Raw genomic sequence first — 16,126 nt, 5'->3', positions numbered from 1 at the left:
CCAATAACTTGATGCAGCACTGAAAGCTGCGCTCGAAAGTTAAAGTAATTTGTTAAGAGTAAGATTTTTTCGGTATTACAAAAGCGCTTCTGCTGTTGATTGAAGCAAGGTGGGAAATGGCTATTACTGCATTTGCCGCTGCCGAACTTTCAGCGCAGGCCTGCTGATCATACACAGCCCTGGTGCCACAGATTCCAGCAGGGAAAGAAAAAGGTGGAGAGTCGATCTGTAAGCCGGGTTCTGTCTTGAACAGTCATTCGTCTACGATGGCCATCACTGGACATCTTTAGCAACCTACCCGGTCCCAGCGCGGGCCACGCCTTGGGACCCTATTTGGTCTTGCTCCAAGTGGGGTTTACCTAGCCACGAACTGTTGCCAGACGTGCGGTGCGCTCTTACCGCACCTTTTCACCCTTACCGGCGCCGAAGCGCTTAGGCGGTTATTTTCTGTGGCACTTTCCGTAGGCTCACGCCTCCCAGGCATTACCTGGCACTTCGCCCTATGGAGCCCGGACTTTCCTCCCCCCCCTAATTTTCATAGAGGGCAGCGACTGTCCGATCGACTCTCCGCCGCGAAGGTTAACGGCAGAGCGGCCGAAGAACAAGCGCTAAAAGCCTCAAGACCGCTATGGGCGACGGCTTACACGTCTTTCTGCTTATCCAGCGCGACCTGATACAGCACGTTTTTGCGCTCACCGGTAATCTGCGCTGCGAGCGCTGCGGCACGCTTGAGCGGCATCTCTTCAAGCAACAGATTGAGGATGCGCATCGCCTCGCTGCTGACGGCGTCTTCGGACTCAGGCGCCGTCCAGCCTGCGACCAATACCACGCACTCACCGCGCTGTTGATTGCTGTCGGACTCGACGAACGCACGCAGTTCGGCCAAGGGCAGGCCCTTGAGCGTTTCGAAGGTTTTGGTTATCTCCCGAGCCAGCAAAGCCTGGCGCTCACCACCGAATACCGCCTCCATATCCTGCAGGCATTCAAGAATTCGATGCGGCGCTTCGTAGAAGATCAGCGTGCGCGGTTCTTCTTTGACCGCTTCCAGGCGCGCCTTGCGCCCGACCGACTTGGCCGGCAGGAAACCTTCAAAGATAAAGCGATCAGAAGGCAGCCCCGCCGCCGACAACGCGGCGATCAAGGCACAGGCGCCAGGCACCGGCACCACGTTGATTCCGGCGGCACGGGCCTGACGGACCAGGTGATAGCCCGGATCGGAAATCAGCGGCGTACCGGCATCGGAAATCAGTGCGACGTTGTCACCCGCCAGCAAACGGGTAATAAAACGGCTACCTTCATCTCTTTCGTTATGCTCATGGCAAGCAGCCAACGGCGTGGAAATACCGAAGTGCTGCATCAGTCGCTGGGAGTGACGCGTGTCTTCGGCAGCGATCAGCGCCACCTCCCGAAGGATTTTCAGTGCCCGGGCACTGATGTCGTCCAGGTTGCCGATGGGCGTCGCCACCACATAAAGCGAGCCAGCAGCGGAATTCAAAGGACCTGGAGCAGTCAAAGCGCACACCTCATGATCGGTAAAAGCCAGCATTGTAACGCGTCACGAGGCTTGCGATGCGCTCTGCCCGCCCATGGTTTTGCGCGCAGTTGTGCGGCTCCGCAACATTTACTCCAGCTAAATTGACCGATTCACGCCAGTAACATCGCGCCCCGGCCAGTGCTTGGGTACAATTCCACGCTAATTTGATCGAGTATCAGGAACACTTACATGATCGCTTGCCTGCGGCTGTTCACTGCCCTCTGCCTCGCTGCCTTGTTGGCGGCTTGCGCCAGCTCCCCTTCCTCCAGCCTTGGCGAACTTCCACGGACTCCGGATGCCAGCATCGAGCAACTGCTCGAACAGGCTAGCCAGGCTAAAACCCCGGAAAAAGCCGCCCTGTTGCGCTTGAGCGCAGCAGATCTGGCTTATCGCCAGGGCAATGCCGGGCAGTCCGCGCAAATCCTGCAACAGGTGCCCATCGAGCAACTCAAGCCGGGGCAGCAGATTTTCGCCAACACCCTGGCCGCCGAACTGGCCATGACCCGCAATCAGCCGAAAGCCGCGCTGACCGCCCTGAGCCACCCAAGCCTGCAAAAACTGGGTGAGATGCCGCAAGAGCAACAGGTTCGCACCGGCACCGTGCACGCCCGTGCCCTGGAAGCCGATGGCCAGACGCTGGCGGCAGCCCGCGAGCGCATCTTCATTGCGCCGATGCTGCAAGGCGAAGCCGCGAGCAAGAACCATGAAGCGATCTGGACCTTGATCGCCTCCCTGCCAACTGACCAATTGCAACCAAACACCACCGACGACCTCGGCGGCTGGATGGCTTTGGCACAAGCCGTGAAAACCGCTGGCACGCTGGAACAACAGCAAGCCGCGATCGATACCTGGCGCGCGCAGAACCCAAAACACCCGGCCGCCATCAACCTGCCGCTACCGCTGACCAAACTCAAGGAACTGGCCAGCCAGCCGCTGAGCAAAATCGCCTTGCTGCTGCCACAAGACGGCCAGCTGGCTGCGGTCGGTAAAGCGCTGCGTGAAGGCTTCATGGCTGCGCACTATCAGGCCCAACAGGCTGGGCAAAAGCCGCCAGCCATCGTGTTCTATGACAGCTCGAAACTGACTTCGATGGACGAGCTCTACCGCAAGGCCCAGGCTGACGGTGTGCAACTGGTTGTCGGCCCACTGGAAAAACCCCTGGTCAAGCAATTGAGCACCCGCCCGCAACTGCCGATCACCACGCTGGCGCTGAACTACAGCGAAGGCGATCAAGGCCCGGCGCAGTTGTTCCAGTTTGGCCTGGCAGCTGAAGACGAAGCCCGTGAAGTCTCCCGTCGCGCCCGCGCCGATGGCCTGCACCGCGCAGCCATCATGGTGCCGAAAGGCGAATGGGGCGACCGCGTGCTGCGCGCCTTCAGCCAGGACTGGCAAGCCAATGGCGGCAGCATCGTTGCCACCGAACGTGTTGATCAGCCCGTGCAACTGGCGCAACAAATCGCCGACATGTTCCAGCTGCGCCAGAGTGAAGCCCGCGCCAAGAGCCTGCAAAACGCTGCCGGCACCAATGTCGCCGCACAGCCTTCGCGTCGCCAGGACATCGAATTCATCTTCCTTGCTGCAACGCCACAACAAGCACAGCAGATCAAGCCGACTCTGAACTTCCAGTACGCCGGCGACGTACCCGTTTATGCGACCTCGCACGTTTACAGCGCCAGCGGCGACGTGAACCAGTACAACGACATGAACGGCATCCGCTTCTGCGAAACCCCGTGGTTGCTGGAAGCCAATGATCCGTTGCGCCAGCAAGTCACGGCACAGTGGCCACAAGCTGCCGGCAGCCTTGGCCGCCTGTACGCCATGGGCGTCGACGCTTACCGTCTGGCACCGCGTCTGGGCCAACTCAAAGCCCTGCCGGACAGCCGCATCGAAGGTCAGTCGGGTAGCCTCGGCATGACCCAGACCCAGCGTGTTGTACGCCAGTTGCCTTGGGCGCAGTTTGTCAGCGGTCAGATTCAGCGTCTGCCGGATACCCCGCGCTGATGCCCGACAGGTCACGCTCGCAAAGCGGTAAAGATGCCGAGCGCCAAGCGCTCGAGCATCTGCAGAAACAAGGTCTGCGCCTGCTGGCGCAGAACTGGTTATGCAAACGCGGCGAGCTTGATCTGGTCATGCTTGATGGCGATACAGTAGTATTCGTTGAAGTTCGCTACAGAAAAAACACTCAATGGGGTGGCGCGCTCGCTAGCATCAATGAGCGCAAGCAGCAGAAACTGATTTTCGCTGCGCAGTATTTTCTTCAGCGCGAGTCGCGTTGGGCCAATTCCCCCTGCCGCTTCGACGTGGTGGCCATCGACAGCCACCCGAGTCAGCTGAACTGGTTGCAGAATGCTTTCGACAGTTGATCTGCTGCCAATCCGGACTTTTTCATCCGACAAATTTTGCTCTTTGCTTTGCGGGCTGCACATTCACGTGCCGAACAGCCGCGCTACTTAAGGTCACACAGATGGACATGCAATCCCGAATTCGCCAGCTTTTCCAGGCCAGTATCGACACCAAGCAACAGGCGATGGACGTACTTGCACCGCACATCGAGCAAGCCAGCCAGATCATGGTCAATGCCCTGCTCAACGAAGGCAAAATGCTTTCGTGCGGCAACGGCGGCTCGGCCGGCGACGCCCAGCACTTTTCCTCCGAGCTGCTCAATCGTTTTGAGCGCGAGCGCCCAAGCCTGCCCGCTCTCGCCCTGACCACCGACACCTCGACGATCACCTCGATCGCCAATGACTACAGCTACAACGAAGTGTTCTCCAAGCAGATACGCGCGCTCGGCCAGCCGGGCGATGTATTGCTGGCGATTTCGACCAGCGGTAACTCGGCGAACATTATTCAAGCGATCCAGGCCGCACATGATCGCGAAATGATTGTCGTAGCTTTGACTGGACGCGATGGCGGCGGCATGGCGTCGCTGCTGTTGCCCGAGGACGTCGAAATTCGCGTACCGGCCAACGTCACTGCACGTATTCAGGAAGTCCACTTGCTGGTGATCCATTGCCTCTGCGATCTGATCGACAGCCAACTGTTCGGGAGTGAAGAATGACCTCTAATCGCCTAGGCCTTCTGGCCTTGACCCTGTGCCTTGGTATCAGCGGCTGCACCTCGGTGGTAAATGCCAGCCGCGAAGCGCCGATTGAAGACGACCGCGGCACCCGCACCTTCGGCAGCAAGATCGACGACTCGCTGATCGAAACCAAAGTGGGCGTGAACGTGGCCAAAGCCGACCCGGCGCTGGACAATGATTCGCACATCGTCGTCACCAGCTTCAACGGTGTCGTCCTACTGGCTGGCCAGACGCCCCGTGAAGACCTCAAGGCCAAGGCCGAACAGGCCGCTGCCAACGTTCAGCGCGTGAAGAAGGTACACAACGAACTGCAAGTGCTGCAGCCCTCCTCCCTGCTGGCCCGCCAGAACGACGCGTGGCTGACCACCAAGATCAAGACCCAGATGCTCACCGACGCCAGCATTCCCGGCTCGCGCATCAAGGTCGTGACCGAGAACGGTATTGTCTATCTGCTGGGCCTGCTGACCAAGCAGGAAGCCACTCAGGCAACCAACCTGGTTCAGGGCATTTCTGGTGTGCAGAAGATTGTGAAGCTGTTCGAATACATCGACTGACGACACCCATGCAGGATAAGGCAATAAAAAAGGCGATCCATCAGGATCGCCTTTTTTTTATTTCACCACTTTCAGACTTGGCCGGCCGCTTGGGCGCGGTGGCTCGCTGTCCGGTGGCGGCAGATCATCATCCGGTTCGATATCGTCTTCGTCATCCATCGGCGACTCGATATCGAACACCATGCCCTGACCGTTCTCCCGGGCATAAATACCCAGGATCGCGCTGATCGGCACGTACAGACTGTGCGGAACACCACCGAAGCGACCTTCGAAGGTCACCACGTCGTTGTCCATATGCAAGTGGCGCACGGCACTAGGCGAGATGTTCAGGACAATCTGCCCGTCGCTGGCAAAACCCTGTGGCACTTGCACCGCCGGGTATTCGGAATTGACCAGCATGTGCGGGGTGCAATCGTTATCCACAATCCACTCGTAGAGCGCGCGGACCAGATAAGGTCGACTGGAGTTCATAGCGGCTCCTTAAGCCTTAGCGCATATCGCGTTCGACACCAGACAGACTCGCCTGGAAAGCCTCACGCGCAAACTGGCGCTCCATATAATCAAGCAGCGGCTTGGCCGGCCGCGGCAGTTCAATACCCAGAATCGGCAAACGCCAGAGTATTGGCAATAGGCAGCAATCCACCAGACTTTGTTCCTCACTGAGGAAAAACGGCTTGTCGGCAAACAGCGGCGACACGCCCGTCAGGCTTTCACGCAATTCCTTGCGCGCCACGACTCGCGCGGCCTCTTTGGACTTCGGATCAAGAATCAGATCCACCAGACCACACCAGTCGCGCTGAATACGGTGAATCAGCAGACGACTGTTGGCACGCGCCACCGGATAAACCGGCATCAACGGCGGGTGCGGGTAACGCTCATCCAGATATTCCATCACCACGGTCGACTCCCACAACGCCAAGTCGCGATCGACCAGCGTGGGCAGGCTTCCGTAAGGGTTCACCTCAATCAGTTTAGGCGGCTGGCGACCAGCTTCCACGTAAATGATTTCGGCGCTGACACCCTTCTCTGCAAGCACGATGCGCACTCGGTGGGAATAGTGGTCGGCGGGGTCGGAGTAACAGGCCAACCGATTGGTCACGCCCATGGCGATCCTCCTCGCTTGTTGAAATTATCGGAACCGGAAAAACGCGCGCGCCCAGAGGGCGCCTCCCGCAACACCTGGCTGGCCAGACGTTGCGCTATTGGAGACGCCCTTGGGCGCGCGCGATTAACAGCAATGCTTGAAGCGTATCAGTGCACGTCTTTCCAGTATTCACGCTTGAGCAGGTAGGCGAACACAAAGAAGAACGCCAGGTACAGCAAGACGTAAGTACCGATGCGCTGATGTTGCAGCTTAACCGGGTTAGCCGAGTAAGCCAGGAAGGTTACCAGATTCTTGACCTTCTCATCGAACTGCTCTTCGTTAAGAGCACCGGTTTTCGGCACGATGGTCAACTGATCGCACGCTTCATGTGTCAACGGCGTACCGGTCAGCGGATCATATTGCTTCTTGCCGTCTTCGACGATCTGCACCTGCTTGCAACCCACCACCTGTCGACCTTGCAGGCCGACCAGCACGTTAGGCATACCGACGTTCGGGAAAACCTTGTTGTTCACGCCCCACGGACGCGCCGGATCTTCGTAGAACGACTTCAGGTAACCGTACAGCCAGTCAGTGCCACGCACGCGTGCCACCAGCGTCAGATCCGGTGGCGCAGCGCCAAACCAGGTCTTGGCGTCGGCCGGTTGCATGCCGATGTTCATGTGATCACCGATCTTGGCCCCCGTGAACACAAGCTTCTCCAGCATCAGCTCATGCGGCACACCGAGATCATCGGCAACCCGCTCGTAACGCTGGAACTTGGCACTGTGGCAACCCATGCAGTAGTTGGCAAAAGTGCGCGCACCATCTTGCAGGGCAGCCTTGTCGGAAACGTCGATGTCGACCTTTTCCAGCTCTGGACCACCATGTTCAGCGGCGAAGGACAGCACAGGCAGCGCAGCAAAAATCAGAGCAAAAAATAACTTTTTCATCAGCCAGTCACCCTTTCCGGAACCGGTTTGGTCTTCTCGAGCCTGGTGTAGAACGGCATCAGAATGAAGTAGGCGAAGTACAGGAAGGTGCAGACCTGCGACAACAAGGTTCGCTCCGGCGTCGGGGCTAACACACCCAGAATGCCGAGGATGACGAACGAAACGCAGAACACCAGCAGCCAGATTTTGCTCATCCAGCCTTTGTAGCGCATCGATTTGACCGGGCTGCGGTCGAGCCATGGCAGGACAAACAGCACCGCAATCGCCGCGCCCATGGCGATAACGCCCATAAGTTTGTCCGGGATCGCCCGCAGAATCGCGTAGAACGGTGTGAAATACCAAACCGGCGCAATGTGCTCAGGTGTCTTGAACGGGTTGGCCGGTTCAAAGTTTGGTTTTTCGAGGAAGTAGCCGCCCATTTCCGGGAAGAAGAACACAATAAAACAGAAGATGAACAGGAACACCACGACACCGACAATGTCTTTCACGGTGTAGTAAGGGTGGAAGGCAATGCCATCCAGCGGGATGCCGTTTTCGTCTTTGTGCTTCTTGATATCGACGCCGTCAGGGTTGTTCGAGCCGACTTCGTGCAGTGCCAGAATGTGCAACACCACCAGACCGAGAATCACGATCGGCAGGGCCACGACGTGCAAGGCAAAGAAGCGGTTCAGGGTGATCCCCGAGATCAGGTAGTCACCACGAATCCACTGCGTCAGGTCGTTGCCGATGACTGGAATCGCGCCAAACAGCGAGATGATCACCTGGGCGCCCCAGTAGGACATCTGGCCCCACGGCAGCAGATACCCCATGAATGCTTCGGCCATCAGCGCCAGATAAATCAGCATGCCGAATACCCAGACCAGCTCACGCGGCTTCTGGTACGAACCGTAGAGCAAGCCACGGAACATGTGCAGATAGACCACGATGAAGAACGCCGAAGCGCCGGTTGAGTGCAACAGACGCAGGATCGAGCCGTACTCGACGTCGCGCATGATGTATTCGACGGAAGCGAACGCTTCTTCTGCCGACGGTGTGTAGCTCATCGTCAGCCAGACACCGGTGACGATCTGGTTAACCAGGACCAGCAGCGCCAGCGAGCCGAAGAAATAGAAGAAGTTGAAGTTTTTTGGAGCGTAATACTTGCTGAGATGGTCTTCCCACATTTTGGTCGCAGGGAAGCGCGCATCCACCCAATCCATGAACTTGCTCATCACGCTTTCTCCGTATCGACGCCAATGACAATCAGGTCATCGGTCTCATAGGAATGCGGGGGAACTGGCAGGTTCAAAGGCGCAGGTTGCGACTTGTAGACGCGGCCAGCCAGATCGTAGTGGGAACCGTGGCAAGGGCAGAAATAACCACCTACCCAGTCTTTACCCAGATCCGCAGGTGCCACCTCGGGACGGAAGGTCGGTGAGCAACCCAAGTGCGTGCAGATCCCGATCAGCAGGAGAATTTCCGGCTTGATCGATCGCACTTCAGGGTCGACATAGGTGGGTTGCGTGGAGTTTTTGGAGGTTGGATCGGAGAGCTGGCCCTCGATCTTCTTGAGATTCCCCAGGATTTCCGCAGTACGGCGGACAATGAACACCGGCTGGCCGCGCCACTCAGCAATCATCTGCTGTCCTGGCTCGATCTTGCTGACATTCACTTTCACCGGTGCACCGGCGGCTTTCGCCTTGGCACTGGGAAACCATGACCCCACGAACGGGACCGCAGCCCCCACCGCTCCTGCAGCACCCACCACGGATGTGGCTGCTACCAAGAAGCGACGCCGGCCTGCATTCACGCCGTCATTGCTCATTCAGTCCTCTCCCATCAGCTTTTGTGGCCTGTTAAATCAGGCATCTACTAAATAAATCAATGTTACTTATAAAAATTTTGCCGAGATGGTAATGAAAAGCCCCAATTCTGACAAGGGAATTACCCGGAGCTCTTACCCTCAAGCCTTGCAGTATAGGGGGTCTACGAATGTGGCAAGTTGTCACAGCGCAATTCTTTTGATAAATCGCAGACATAAAAAAACGCCCGGTTCCGTGAGGAATCGGGCGTTCTTTTTGAACGTGGAAGCGAAATTAACGCTTCGAGTACTGCGGACGCTTACGCGCTTTACGCAGACCAACTTTCTTACGTTCAACTTCACGGGCGTCGCGAGTAACGAAGCCAGCTTTGCGCAGAGCGCCACGCAGGGTTTCGTCGTAGTCCATCAGAGCGCGAGTGATGCCGTGGCGGATTGCGCCAGCTTGACCACTTACACCACCACCGATCACGGTGACGTAGATGTCGAACTTCTCGACAGTCTCGGTCAGCTCCAGCGGCTGACGAACTACCATGCGGGCAGTTTCGCGGCCGAAGAAGTTATCCAGCGAACGGTTGTTGATGGAGATCTTACCAGTACCCGGACGCAGGAAAACGCGTGCGGTTGCGGTCTTGCGACGGCCAGTGCCGTAATTTTGAGTCGCCGACATAATGTACTATTCCGTTAAAACTTCAGTTCTTGGGGCTGCTGAGCAGTATGTGGGTGTGCAGCGCCCGCATAGACTTTCAGCTTACGGTACATGTCGCGACCCAGTGGGTTTTTAGGCAGCATGCCTTTAACCGCGGTCTCGATCACGCGCTCAGGGGCTTTAGCGATCAGCTTTTCAAAGTTGATCGACTTGATGCCGCCCGGGAAACCGGAGTGGGAGTAGTACATTTTGTCAGTGGTTTTAGCGCCGGTAACACGGATCTGCTCAGCGTTGATTACGACGATGTAGTCGCCGGTGTCAACGTGAGGAGTGTACTCAGGCTTGTGCTTGCCACGCAGACGGCTCGCGATTTCGGTGGCCAGACGACCCAGGGTCTGACCAGCAGCGTCGACGACAAACCAGTCGCGCTTTACTGTTTCCGGTTTAGCAGTAAAAGTTTTCATTCTTTATAGCCTCAGGGGCCGCCCTGTAAATTAGACGGCGGATCTTACTGAATAGTGCGTACTTTGACAAGTCAAAGGCAGCCGGATACAGACGCTTTCGGGGGCTCGGGTCGGCGCGTCCGTTCAACGGCAAGATTCTTCGGCGGCGGCGCATCACTTCCACTGCAGAAAGAGGTCGGCAATTATGCAGATTGCGAAAAATAATTCAACCTGCTTTTATGATTGTTTTGCCCAAGGAGCACCTGATGGACTATCGCCAGCTAGGCCGTACCGACCTGAACGTGAGTGCAATCTGCCTCGGCACCATGACCTGGGGCGAGCAAAACACTGAAGCTGAAGCCTTCGCGCAGATAGAACGGGCCAAAGAGGCCGGGATCAATTTCATCGACACTGCCGAGATGTATCCGGTGCCACCGAAAGCTGACACCTACGCCACCACAGAGCGCTACATCGGCAATTATTTCAAAAGCCGTGGCGATCGCGCCGACTGGATCCTTGCCAGCAAAATCGCCGGCCCCGGCAACACCATCGACTACATCCGCGACAAAAACCTGCGCCACAATCGCCAGCACATCACCGAAGCGCTAGATGCCAGCCTCAAGCGCCTGCAAACCGACTACATCGACCTCTACCAGTTGCACTGGCCGGAGCGCAGCACCAACTTTTTCGGACAGCTGGGCTACAAACACAAGATCGAAGCCAACCTCACGCCGCTCGAAGACACCCTCGAAGCGCTCGATGAGCAGGTGAAGGCCGGCAAGATCCGCCACATCGGCCTGTCCAACGAAACACCGTGGGGCACCATGCGCTTCCTCGCCCTGGCCGAAGCCCGTGGCTGGCCGCGTGCGGTGTCGATCCAGAACCCCTACAACCTGCTCAACCGCAGCTTTGAAGTCGGTCTGGCGGAAATCGCCATCCGCGAACAGTGCGGCCTGCTCGCCTATTCGCCACTGGCGTTCGGTTTCCTCTCGGGCAAGTACGAAGGTGGCGCGCGCCCACCGAAGGGCCGCCTGAGTCTCTACAGCCGCTTCAGCCGCTACTTCAATCCACAATCGGAAGCAGCGTGCAGCCGTTACGTGGCGCTGGCGCGTGAACATGGCCTGGACCCAGCGCAAATGGCGCTGGCGTTCGTGACTCAGCAACCGTTCGTCACCAGCAACATCATTGGTGCGACGACGCTTGCGCAACTGGACAGCAACATTGCCAGTTTTGATCTGAAGCTATCCGATGAAGTGCTGGCGGGGATCGAGGCGATTCACAAGGATCATCCGAACCCGGCGCCTTGATCAGCCGCTAAAAGCTTCGCGAGCAGGCTCGCTCCCACAGGTACGGTGATCCCCTGTGGGAGCGAGCTCGTGAAGAGGCCAATCGGAGCGTCCCCGGCGGCGTTCCCACGCAGAGCGTGGGAACGATCATCAAAGTGACCGCGCAATAATCTCCTTCATGATTTCATTGGTGCCGGCATAAATCCGCTGCACTCGCGCGTCCGCCCAGGCACGCGCCACCGGGTATTCCCACATGAAGCCGTAACCGCCATGCAACTGCACGCATTCGTCGAGCACCTTGCATTGCAGGTCGGTGCCCCAGTATTTGGCCATCGCTGCGGTCGGTACGTCGAGTTTGCCTTGCAGGTGCAGTTCCAGGCACTTATCGACAAAAACCCGACCGATCTGAATCTCCGTGGCCATTTCCGCCAGCTTGAAGCGAGTGTTCTGGAAATCGGCAATCGCCTTGCCGAACGCCTTGCGATCACGGGTGTAATCGAGTGTCCATTGCAGCGCCGCTTCCGCCGAGGCCAGACCACCAATCGCCACGGTCAGACGCTCCTGGGGCAGCTCCTGCATCAGATAGGCAAACCCCGCCCCGGCCTGACCCAACAGGTTTTCTTTCGGCACGCGTACATCCTGGAAGAACAGTTCCGAGGTGTCCTGCGCCTTCATACCGACCTTCTCCAGGCGTTTGCCCTTGTCGAAACCCGGCGTATTCGCCTCGACCAGAAACAGGCTGGTGCCCTTCGCTCCGGCTTTCGGATCGGTCTTGGCAACAACGATCACCAGATCGGCGAGGAAGCCGTTGGTGATGAAGGTTTTCGAACCGTTGATCACGTATTCGTCACCGTCCAGTACTGCTGTGGTCTTGACGCCTTGCAAGTCGGAGCCCGCGCCCGGCTCAGTCATGGCAATCGCCGTGACCATCTCGCCCGACACCAGTTTCGGCAGGTATTTGTGTTTCAGCGCCTCGCTGCCGTAATGCAGGATGTACGGTGCGACGATGTCCGAATGCAGTGAAAAACCAATACCGGTCAGGCCCAACCGGCCAACCTCCTCGATCACCACCGCGCTGTAAAGAAAGTCCGCCCCCAGACCACCGTACTCTTCCGGCAGGTGCGAGCAGAGCATTCCCGCCTCCCCTGCCTTGTTCCACAGCTGGCGGTCGATATAGCCTTGTTTTTCCCACTGCGCATGAAACGGCACCGCCTCTTTTTCGAGGAAGGTTCGTACGCTGTCGCGGAACAATTCGTGCTCGGAGCTGAACAAGGTTCTGGGGATCATGCGGCACCTTTCTTCTTGTGGGTGGGATATGACCTTCAGAGACTAAGCCTCACCTGAGATACAGGACACTGGACACATCCGACAAAAAATAAGACGATCCAGCCGTCTGGTGACCACTTTCCCTTATAAAAACAAAACAAAAAGTTGAATTATGTCCAAGCAAGTCTCCACGCCCTTGCGGCGCGTCAGCATCCTGGCCATTGACCGGGTTTTCGCCTCCACCCTCATGCAAGCCAAGGATTTCTTCCATCTGGCCAGCCTGCGGTACGGTAAACAACTGGGCCACGGCCTGACCCCGGCGTTCGAAACGCGCCTGGTCAGCCCCGACGGCAAACCGGTGAACAGCTTCAGTGATGTCCTCATGCCGGTTGACGGCGAGCTCGAGAACGCCGACGTCATCATCCTCCCGGCATTTTGGGACGACTTCGACACCTTGTGCAGTCGATACCCACAAGTGCTGCCGTGGTTGCGCGAGCAACACGCCCGCGGCGCCGTGTTGTGCGGCGAAGCCACCGGCGTGTTCTGGCTGGCCGAAGCGGGCCTGCTCAACGGCAAGGAAGCGACCACCTACTGGCGCTTCTTCAACGCGTTTGCCGAGCGTTTCCCGAGGGTGTTCCTCAATCAGGACAAGCATCTGACCGACGCCGACAACCTCTACTGCGCCGGCGGCACCACGTCGGCCTGCGACCTCTACATTTACCTGATCGAACGTTTCTGCGGCGCCAATGTGGCGCAAGCCGTAGCACGCGACATTCTTTATGAAGTGCAGCGCAGCTACTCGCCGGGACGCATCGGTTTTGGCGGGCAGAAGCTGCATCAGGACGTGATCATCCTGCAGATCCAGCACTGGCTCGAAGAACATTTCGCCGACAAGTTCCGCTTCGAAGATGTCGCCCGCGAGCACGGCATGAGCATTCGCAACTTCATGCGCCGTTTCCAGACCGCGACCGGCGACAAGCCGTTGCACTACCTGCAACGACTGCGCATCGAGACGGCCAAGGGCTTGCTCTCGGGCAGTCGCAAGAGCATCAAGACCATCAGTTATGAGGTCGGCTACGACGACGCGAGCTTCTTTGCGCGCTTGTTCCGCCAGCACACCGAACTGTCGCCGAACCAGTATCGGCAGCAGTTTCAGCAGGCTGCTTAACCGCAGCAAACACCTTCATGTGGGTGTCATCGCACCCACATGAAAACCCTGCCAACGTACTTTTCCCACGCAACAAACCGAATTTACAGCCCCTGCGCAACCTGATTGCCGACTGTTCGGTGCAGACCAGGCTGTTCAATATCTTTCCTGTCAAAACCATCAGGGAAGATCAGTCGTGACTATTGGATCAAGCTATAACTACCCGTCGCAAGCGAACGGCGACACCACACGCGCCAAGCGCTCGAAGCACTCACCCTGGGCTGGCCGTTTCCCCAACCCTCCTGACTTGTGTTTCGACTATCGAGCACTGGTCGAACAGGCAAACGGCGTCGCACAAGCGACTGCACCGCAACACAAAATCTGCATCATCGGCGCCGGCATCACAGGCCTCACTGCGGCGAGGGAATTGCACCGCTGCGGTTTTACCGACATCACATTGATCGAACAATCCACCCGCGTGGGCGGCAGACACCTGACCGTGCCAGGCAGCCCGCGCTCGTCGGCCAGCCATACGCCGTTTGAAATGGGCGCGATGCGCATGCCCTTTTTCAATCGAGCGGGCGAATCGCCAACAGAGGGGCGCTCGCTGATGGCTTATTACACCAAAGCGTTTGACCTGGCCTTTTCGGACTTCGCCAATCCAGGCAGCCAATGGGTCACTTCTACCGGCATCTTCCTGCGTGAAGGCAGCATGAGCGATGAACGGACGCCGCAAATGCTCATCTGGAAAAATGCAGACGGTGACACAGCCCCACCCGGAGCAGACCTGCAGGCGGTTCATGCCAAATGGAAGGCATTCGCCGATCGCATGACACGCCACGTTGCGCGCGCTTACGCAAGCAATGAATGGGAAGCGATGTGGGCCGCCATTGTCGAAAAATACGAAAGCGTGTCCTTTCGAGATCTGGTCAGCATGGCGGTGCTCGATACCTGGGACACAAATGCGCCTGGTGACTTTGGCGGTATGGGAATGAATGCGAAGGAATCGGCGCTGTTCTATGCCATCGGTATCGGCGATGGCAGTTGGGGGGCTTTTTATGACGTGTGTTCACTCTACCCGTTACGCACCGCCATTTTTGGTTTCAGCAGCCAGTTGCAACTGATCCAGGGTCGCGTCAACGCGGCGGGTGATCCGTTAGCCGACTCCCCCCTTCTGCACAGTAATGCGATATTTGACTCCACCGGACAAAGCTTCGAAAAACCCCGCTACATCGGGCTCGCAGCGCTCGCTGAATGCCTGCTGTTCATGAAACCCGATGAAGCCGCCGACTCCTTCTACGAGCATTGCCTGAAACGACCTGACGGTTTGCTCATGGATACCTCTGTTACCCGCATCGAGAAACTCGGCAACTTGAAGTCGCGAGTGTATTTCAACGTCAGGCACAGCATGCCCCAATATACCCAGGAGCAATTCGATGACTTTGACTCGGTCATCATCACACTGCCTTCCTGGCTACTTGAAACCCGGGTAAAACTCGAAAATTTCACGCCGCAAATGCTGCCCTTCGAGATCATCAACGCTTACAAGACGGCGCATTGGGAAACCAGCTGCAAGGTCTTCGCCCCCCTGAAAAAATCATTCTTGTCAGGCAAGAGCAAAATCCCCCAGGCCATCGTCACCGACAGTTTCATCCACGATGTTTATACCTATCGCTACAACGACAACTACAGCTACGACTGCATTCTCCTGAGTTATACCTGGGAAGATGACGCCACCAAGCTCGGTCTGTTCACCGACAAGGAGTTGGTGACCCGATGCGCCAAGGAGCTGGATCGAATCCTGATGAAATCAGCCAATATCCAGGAACGTATTTCTCCGTATATAGGGCTCGATAAAGCCGTGGTACATCGCTGGATCACCGACAAAAATGCGCTGGGATGCGCAAAGCTTTATCGACCCGGTGGCTACTACGATGCTGTCAGCCTGATGAAATACAACCGCGATTTCGCCCACGCCTCGGGACTGTATCTGTGTGGCGAATCGTTTTCGGTGGATGCCGGCTGGACAGAACCGTGCTTCAGAGGCGCTATCGACGCAGTCATTCACATCTGTGACAAAACCGCGGCGACCTTCAATGGCGGTTTTTCGATGAGCGATTACCCGCACTACAAAATCGCAACCTGAGCGCCCCTTTCGGCCCTCCAGCCCCTCTACTACGCGCCTGATTGCAGGCCTGCCATGCGTATTCCCGCTCCCGAGTCCAGCAAGCGCGGGAAATGGACTACTGCCTAAACGGAAGTGGCTGACTTACTCGCACTGGCTTTTCATTTCTTATGACCACGCAACTCCACAACGTGAATAACAATAAGAAAGG

At 57.4% G+C, this 16,126-nt stretch carries 16 protein-coding genes and 1 other RNA gene; 7 read left to right on the top strand and 10 right to left on the bottom strand.

Annotated features, from left to right (window positions below):
* Positions 1 to 213: 213 nt before the first annotated feature.
* Together rnpB and rsmI are read right to left on the bottom strand one after the other, a co-directional pair.
* Positions 214 to 567, bottom strand: an RNA gene (rnpB, locus tag ATI02_RS00250) — RNase P RNA component class A.
* Between the two features lie 73 nt (positions 568 to 640).
* The gene (gene rsmI, locus ATI02_RS00245) at positions 641 to 1,546 is read right to left on the bottom strand and encodes a 16S rRNA (cytidine(1402)-2'-O)-methyltransferase (protein ID WP_095190817.1); all 906 of its coding nucleotides are present in this window, start codon (positions 1,544 to 1,546) and stop codon (positions 641 to 643) included.
* Positions 1,547 to 1,723: 177 nt separating this feature from the next.
* Between rsmI and ATI02_RS00240 the strand changes: the two genes are divergently transcribed.
* The 4 genes from ATI02_RS00240 (at position 1,724) to ATI02_RS00225 (ending at position 5,167) form a co-directional block, all read left to right on the top strand.
* Entirely contained in the window at positions 1,724 to 3,535 is a 1,812-nt protein-coding gene (locus tag ATI02_RS00240) for a penicillin-binding protein activator (RefSeq protein WP_100845127.1), read from the top strand.
* Positions 3,535 to 3,897, top strand: a complete 363-nt coding sequence (locus ATI02_RS00235; protein WP_095190819.1) for a YraN family protein — start codon at positions 3,535 to 3,537, stop codon at positions 3,895 to 3,897. The genes ATI02_RS00240 and ATI02_RS00235 overlap by 1 nt, the downstream gene beginning before the upstream one ends.
* Before the next feature lie 101 nt (positions 3,898 to 3,998).
* The gene (locus ATI02_RS00230; protein WP_095190820.1) at positions 3,999 to 4,592 is read left to right on the top strand and encodes a phosphoheptose isomerase; all 594 of its coding nucleotides are present in this window, start codon (positions 3,999 to 4,001) and stop codon (positions 4,590 to 4,592) included.
* A complete protein-coding gene (locus ATI02_RS00225) occupies positions 4,589 to 5,167 on the top strand; it encodes a BON domain-containing protein (RefSeq protein WP_100845126.1) in 579 nt (192 codons plus the stop codon). The genes ATI02_RS00230 and ATI02_RS00225 overlap by 4 nt, the downstream gene beginning before the upstream one ends.
* A gap of 57 nt (positions 5,168 to 5,224) precedes the next feature.
* On the opposite strand, the gene ATI02_RS00220 is transcribed toward ATI02_RS00225, so the two are convergent.
* The 7 genes from ATI02_RS00220 to rplM form a co-directional block, all read right to left on the bottom strand.
* The gene (locus ATI02_RS00220) at positions 5,225 to 5,638 is read right to left on the bottom strand and encodes a ClpXP protease specificity-enhancing factor (protein ID WP_016985146.1); all 414 of its coding nucleotides are present in this window, start codon (positions 5,636 to 5,638) and stop codon (positions 5,225 to 5,227) included.
* Between the two features lie 16 nt (positions 5,639 to 5,654).
* Positions 5,655 to 6,272 (bottom strand): glutathione S-transferase N-terminal domain-containing protein, encoded by a 618-nt coding sequence (locus ATI02_RS00215; RefSeq protein WP_007961620.1) that lies wholly within the window; start codon positions 6,270 to 6,272, stop codon positions 5,655 to 5,657.
* A 146-nt stretch (positions 6,273 to 6,418) separates the two neighbouring features.
* Positions 6,419 to 7,201, bottom strand: a complete 783-nt coding sequence (locus ATI02_RS00210) for a cytochrome c1 (protein WP_095190822.1) — start codon at positions 7,199 to 7,201, stop codon at positions 6,419 to 6,421.
* Positions 7,201 to 8,412, bottom strand: coding sequence for a cytochrome b (locus ATI02_RS00205; RefSeq protein WP_095190823.1), 1,212 nt, complete (start codon positions 8,410 to 8,412; stop codon positions 7,201 to 7,203). The genes ATI02_RS00210 and ATI02_RS00205 overlap by 1 nt, the downstream gene beginning before the upstream one ends.
* Positions 8,412 to 9,005 (bottom strand): ubiquinol-cytochrome c reductase iron-sulfur subunit, encoded by a 594-nt coding sequence (gene petA / locus ATI02_RS00200; protein WP_003228055.1) that lies wholly within the window; start codon positions 9,003 to 9,005, stop codon positions 8,412 to 8,414. The genes ATI02_RS00205 and petA overlap by 1 nt, the downstream gene beginning before the upstream one ends.
* Positions 9,006 to 9,276: 271 nt before the next feature.
* Positions 9,277 to 9,669, bottom strand: a complete 393-nt coding sequence (gene rpsI, locus ATI02_RS00195) for a 30S ribosomal protein S9 (protein ID WP_100845125.1) — start codon at positions 9,667 to 9,669, stop codon at positions 9,277 to 9,279.
* Positions 9,670 to 9,683: 14 nt separating this feature from the next.
* A complete protein-coding gene (gene rplM / locus ATI02_RS00190; protein WP_007917032.1) occupies positions 9,684 to 10,112 on the bottom strand; it encodes a 50S ribosomal protein L13 in 429 nt (142 codons plus the stop codon).
* 245 nt (positions 10,113 to 10,357) lie between these two features.
* On the opposite strand from rplM, the gene ATI02_RS00185 reads away from it, so the two are divergent.
* Positions 10,358 to 11,398 (top strand): NADP(H)-dependent aldo-keto reductase, encoded by a 1,041-nt coding sequence (locus ATI02_RS00185; protein WP_100845124.1) that lies wholly within the window; start codon positions 10,358 to 10,360, stop codon positions 11,396 to 11,398.
* A 129-nt stretch (positions 11,399 to 11,527) separates the two neighbouring features.
* Here the strand turns inward: ATI02_RS00185 and ATI02_RS00180 are convergent, their stop codons facing one another.
* Entirely contained in the window at positions 11,528 to 12,664 is a 1,137-nt protein-coding gene (locus tag ATI02_RS00180) for an acyl-CoA dehydrogenase family protein (RefSeq protein WP_095190825.1), read from the bottom strand.
* A 250-nt stretch (positions 12,665 to 12,914) separates the two neighbouring features.
* Here ATI02_RS00180 and ATI02_RS00175 point away from each other — a divergent pair, with 250 nt between their 5' ends.
* Positions 12,915 to 13,811 carry a GlxA family transcriptional regulator gene (locus tag ATI02_RS00175; protein WP_170947306.1) on the top strand — a complete coding sequence of 299 codons (897 nt, stop codon included), beginning with the start codon at positions 12,915 to 12,917 and terminating at the stop codon, positions 13,809 to 13,811.
* 175 nt (positions 13,812 to 13,986) lie between these two features.
* On the top strand, positions 13,987 to 15,936 hold the full coding sequence (locus ATI02_RS00170; protein ID WP_095190827.1) for a flavin monoamine oxidase family protein: 1,950 nt from the start codon (positions 13,987 to 13,989) through the stop codon (positions 15,934 to 15,936).
* Positions 15,937 to 16,126 lie beyond the last annotated feature (190 nt).

Source organism: Pseudomonas baetica, from assembly GCF_002813455.1.
GTDB classification, from domain to species: domain Bacteria; phylum Pseudomonadota; class Gammaproteobacteria; order Pseudomonadales; family Pseudomonadaceae; genus Aquipseudomonas; species Aquipseudomonas baetica.
The sequence above is the reverse complement of the archived record's forward strand: the minus strand, read 5'-3'. Positions and strand labels throughout refer to the sequence as shown.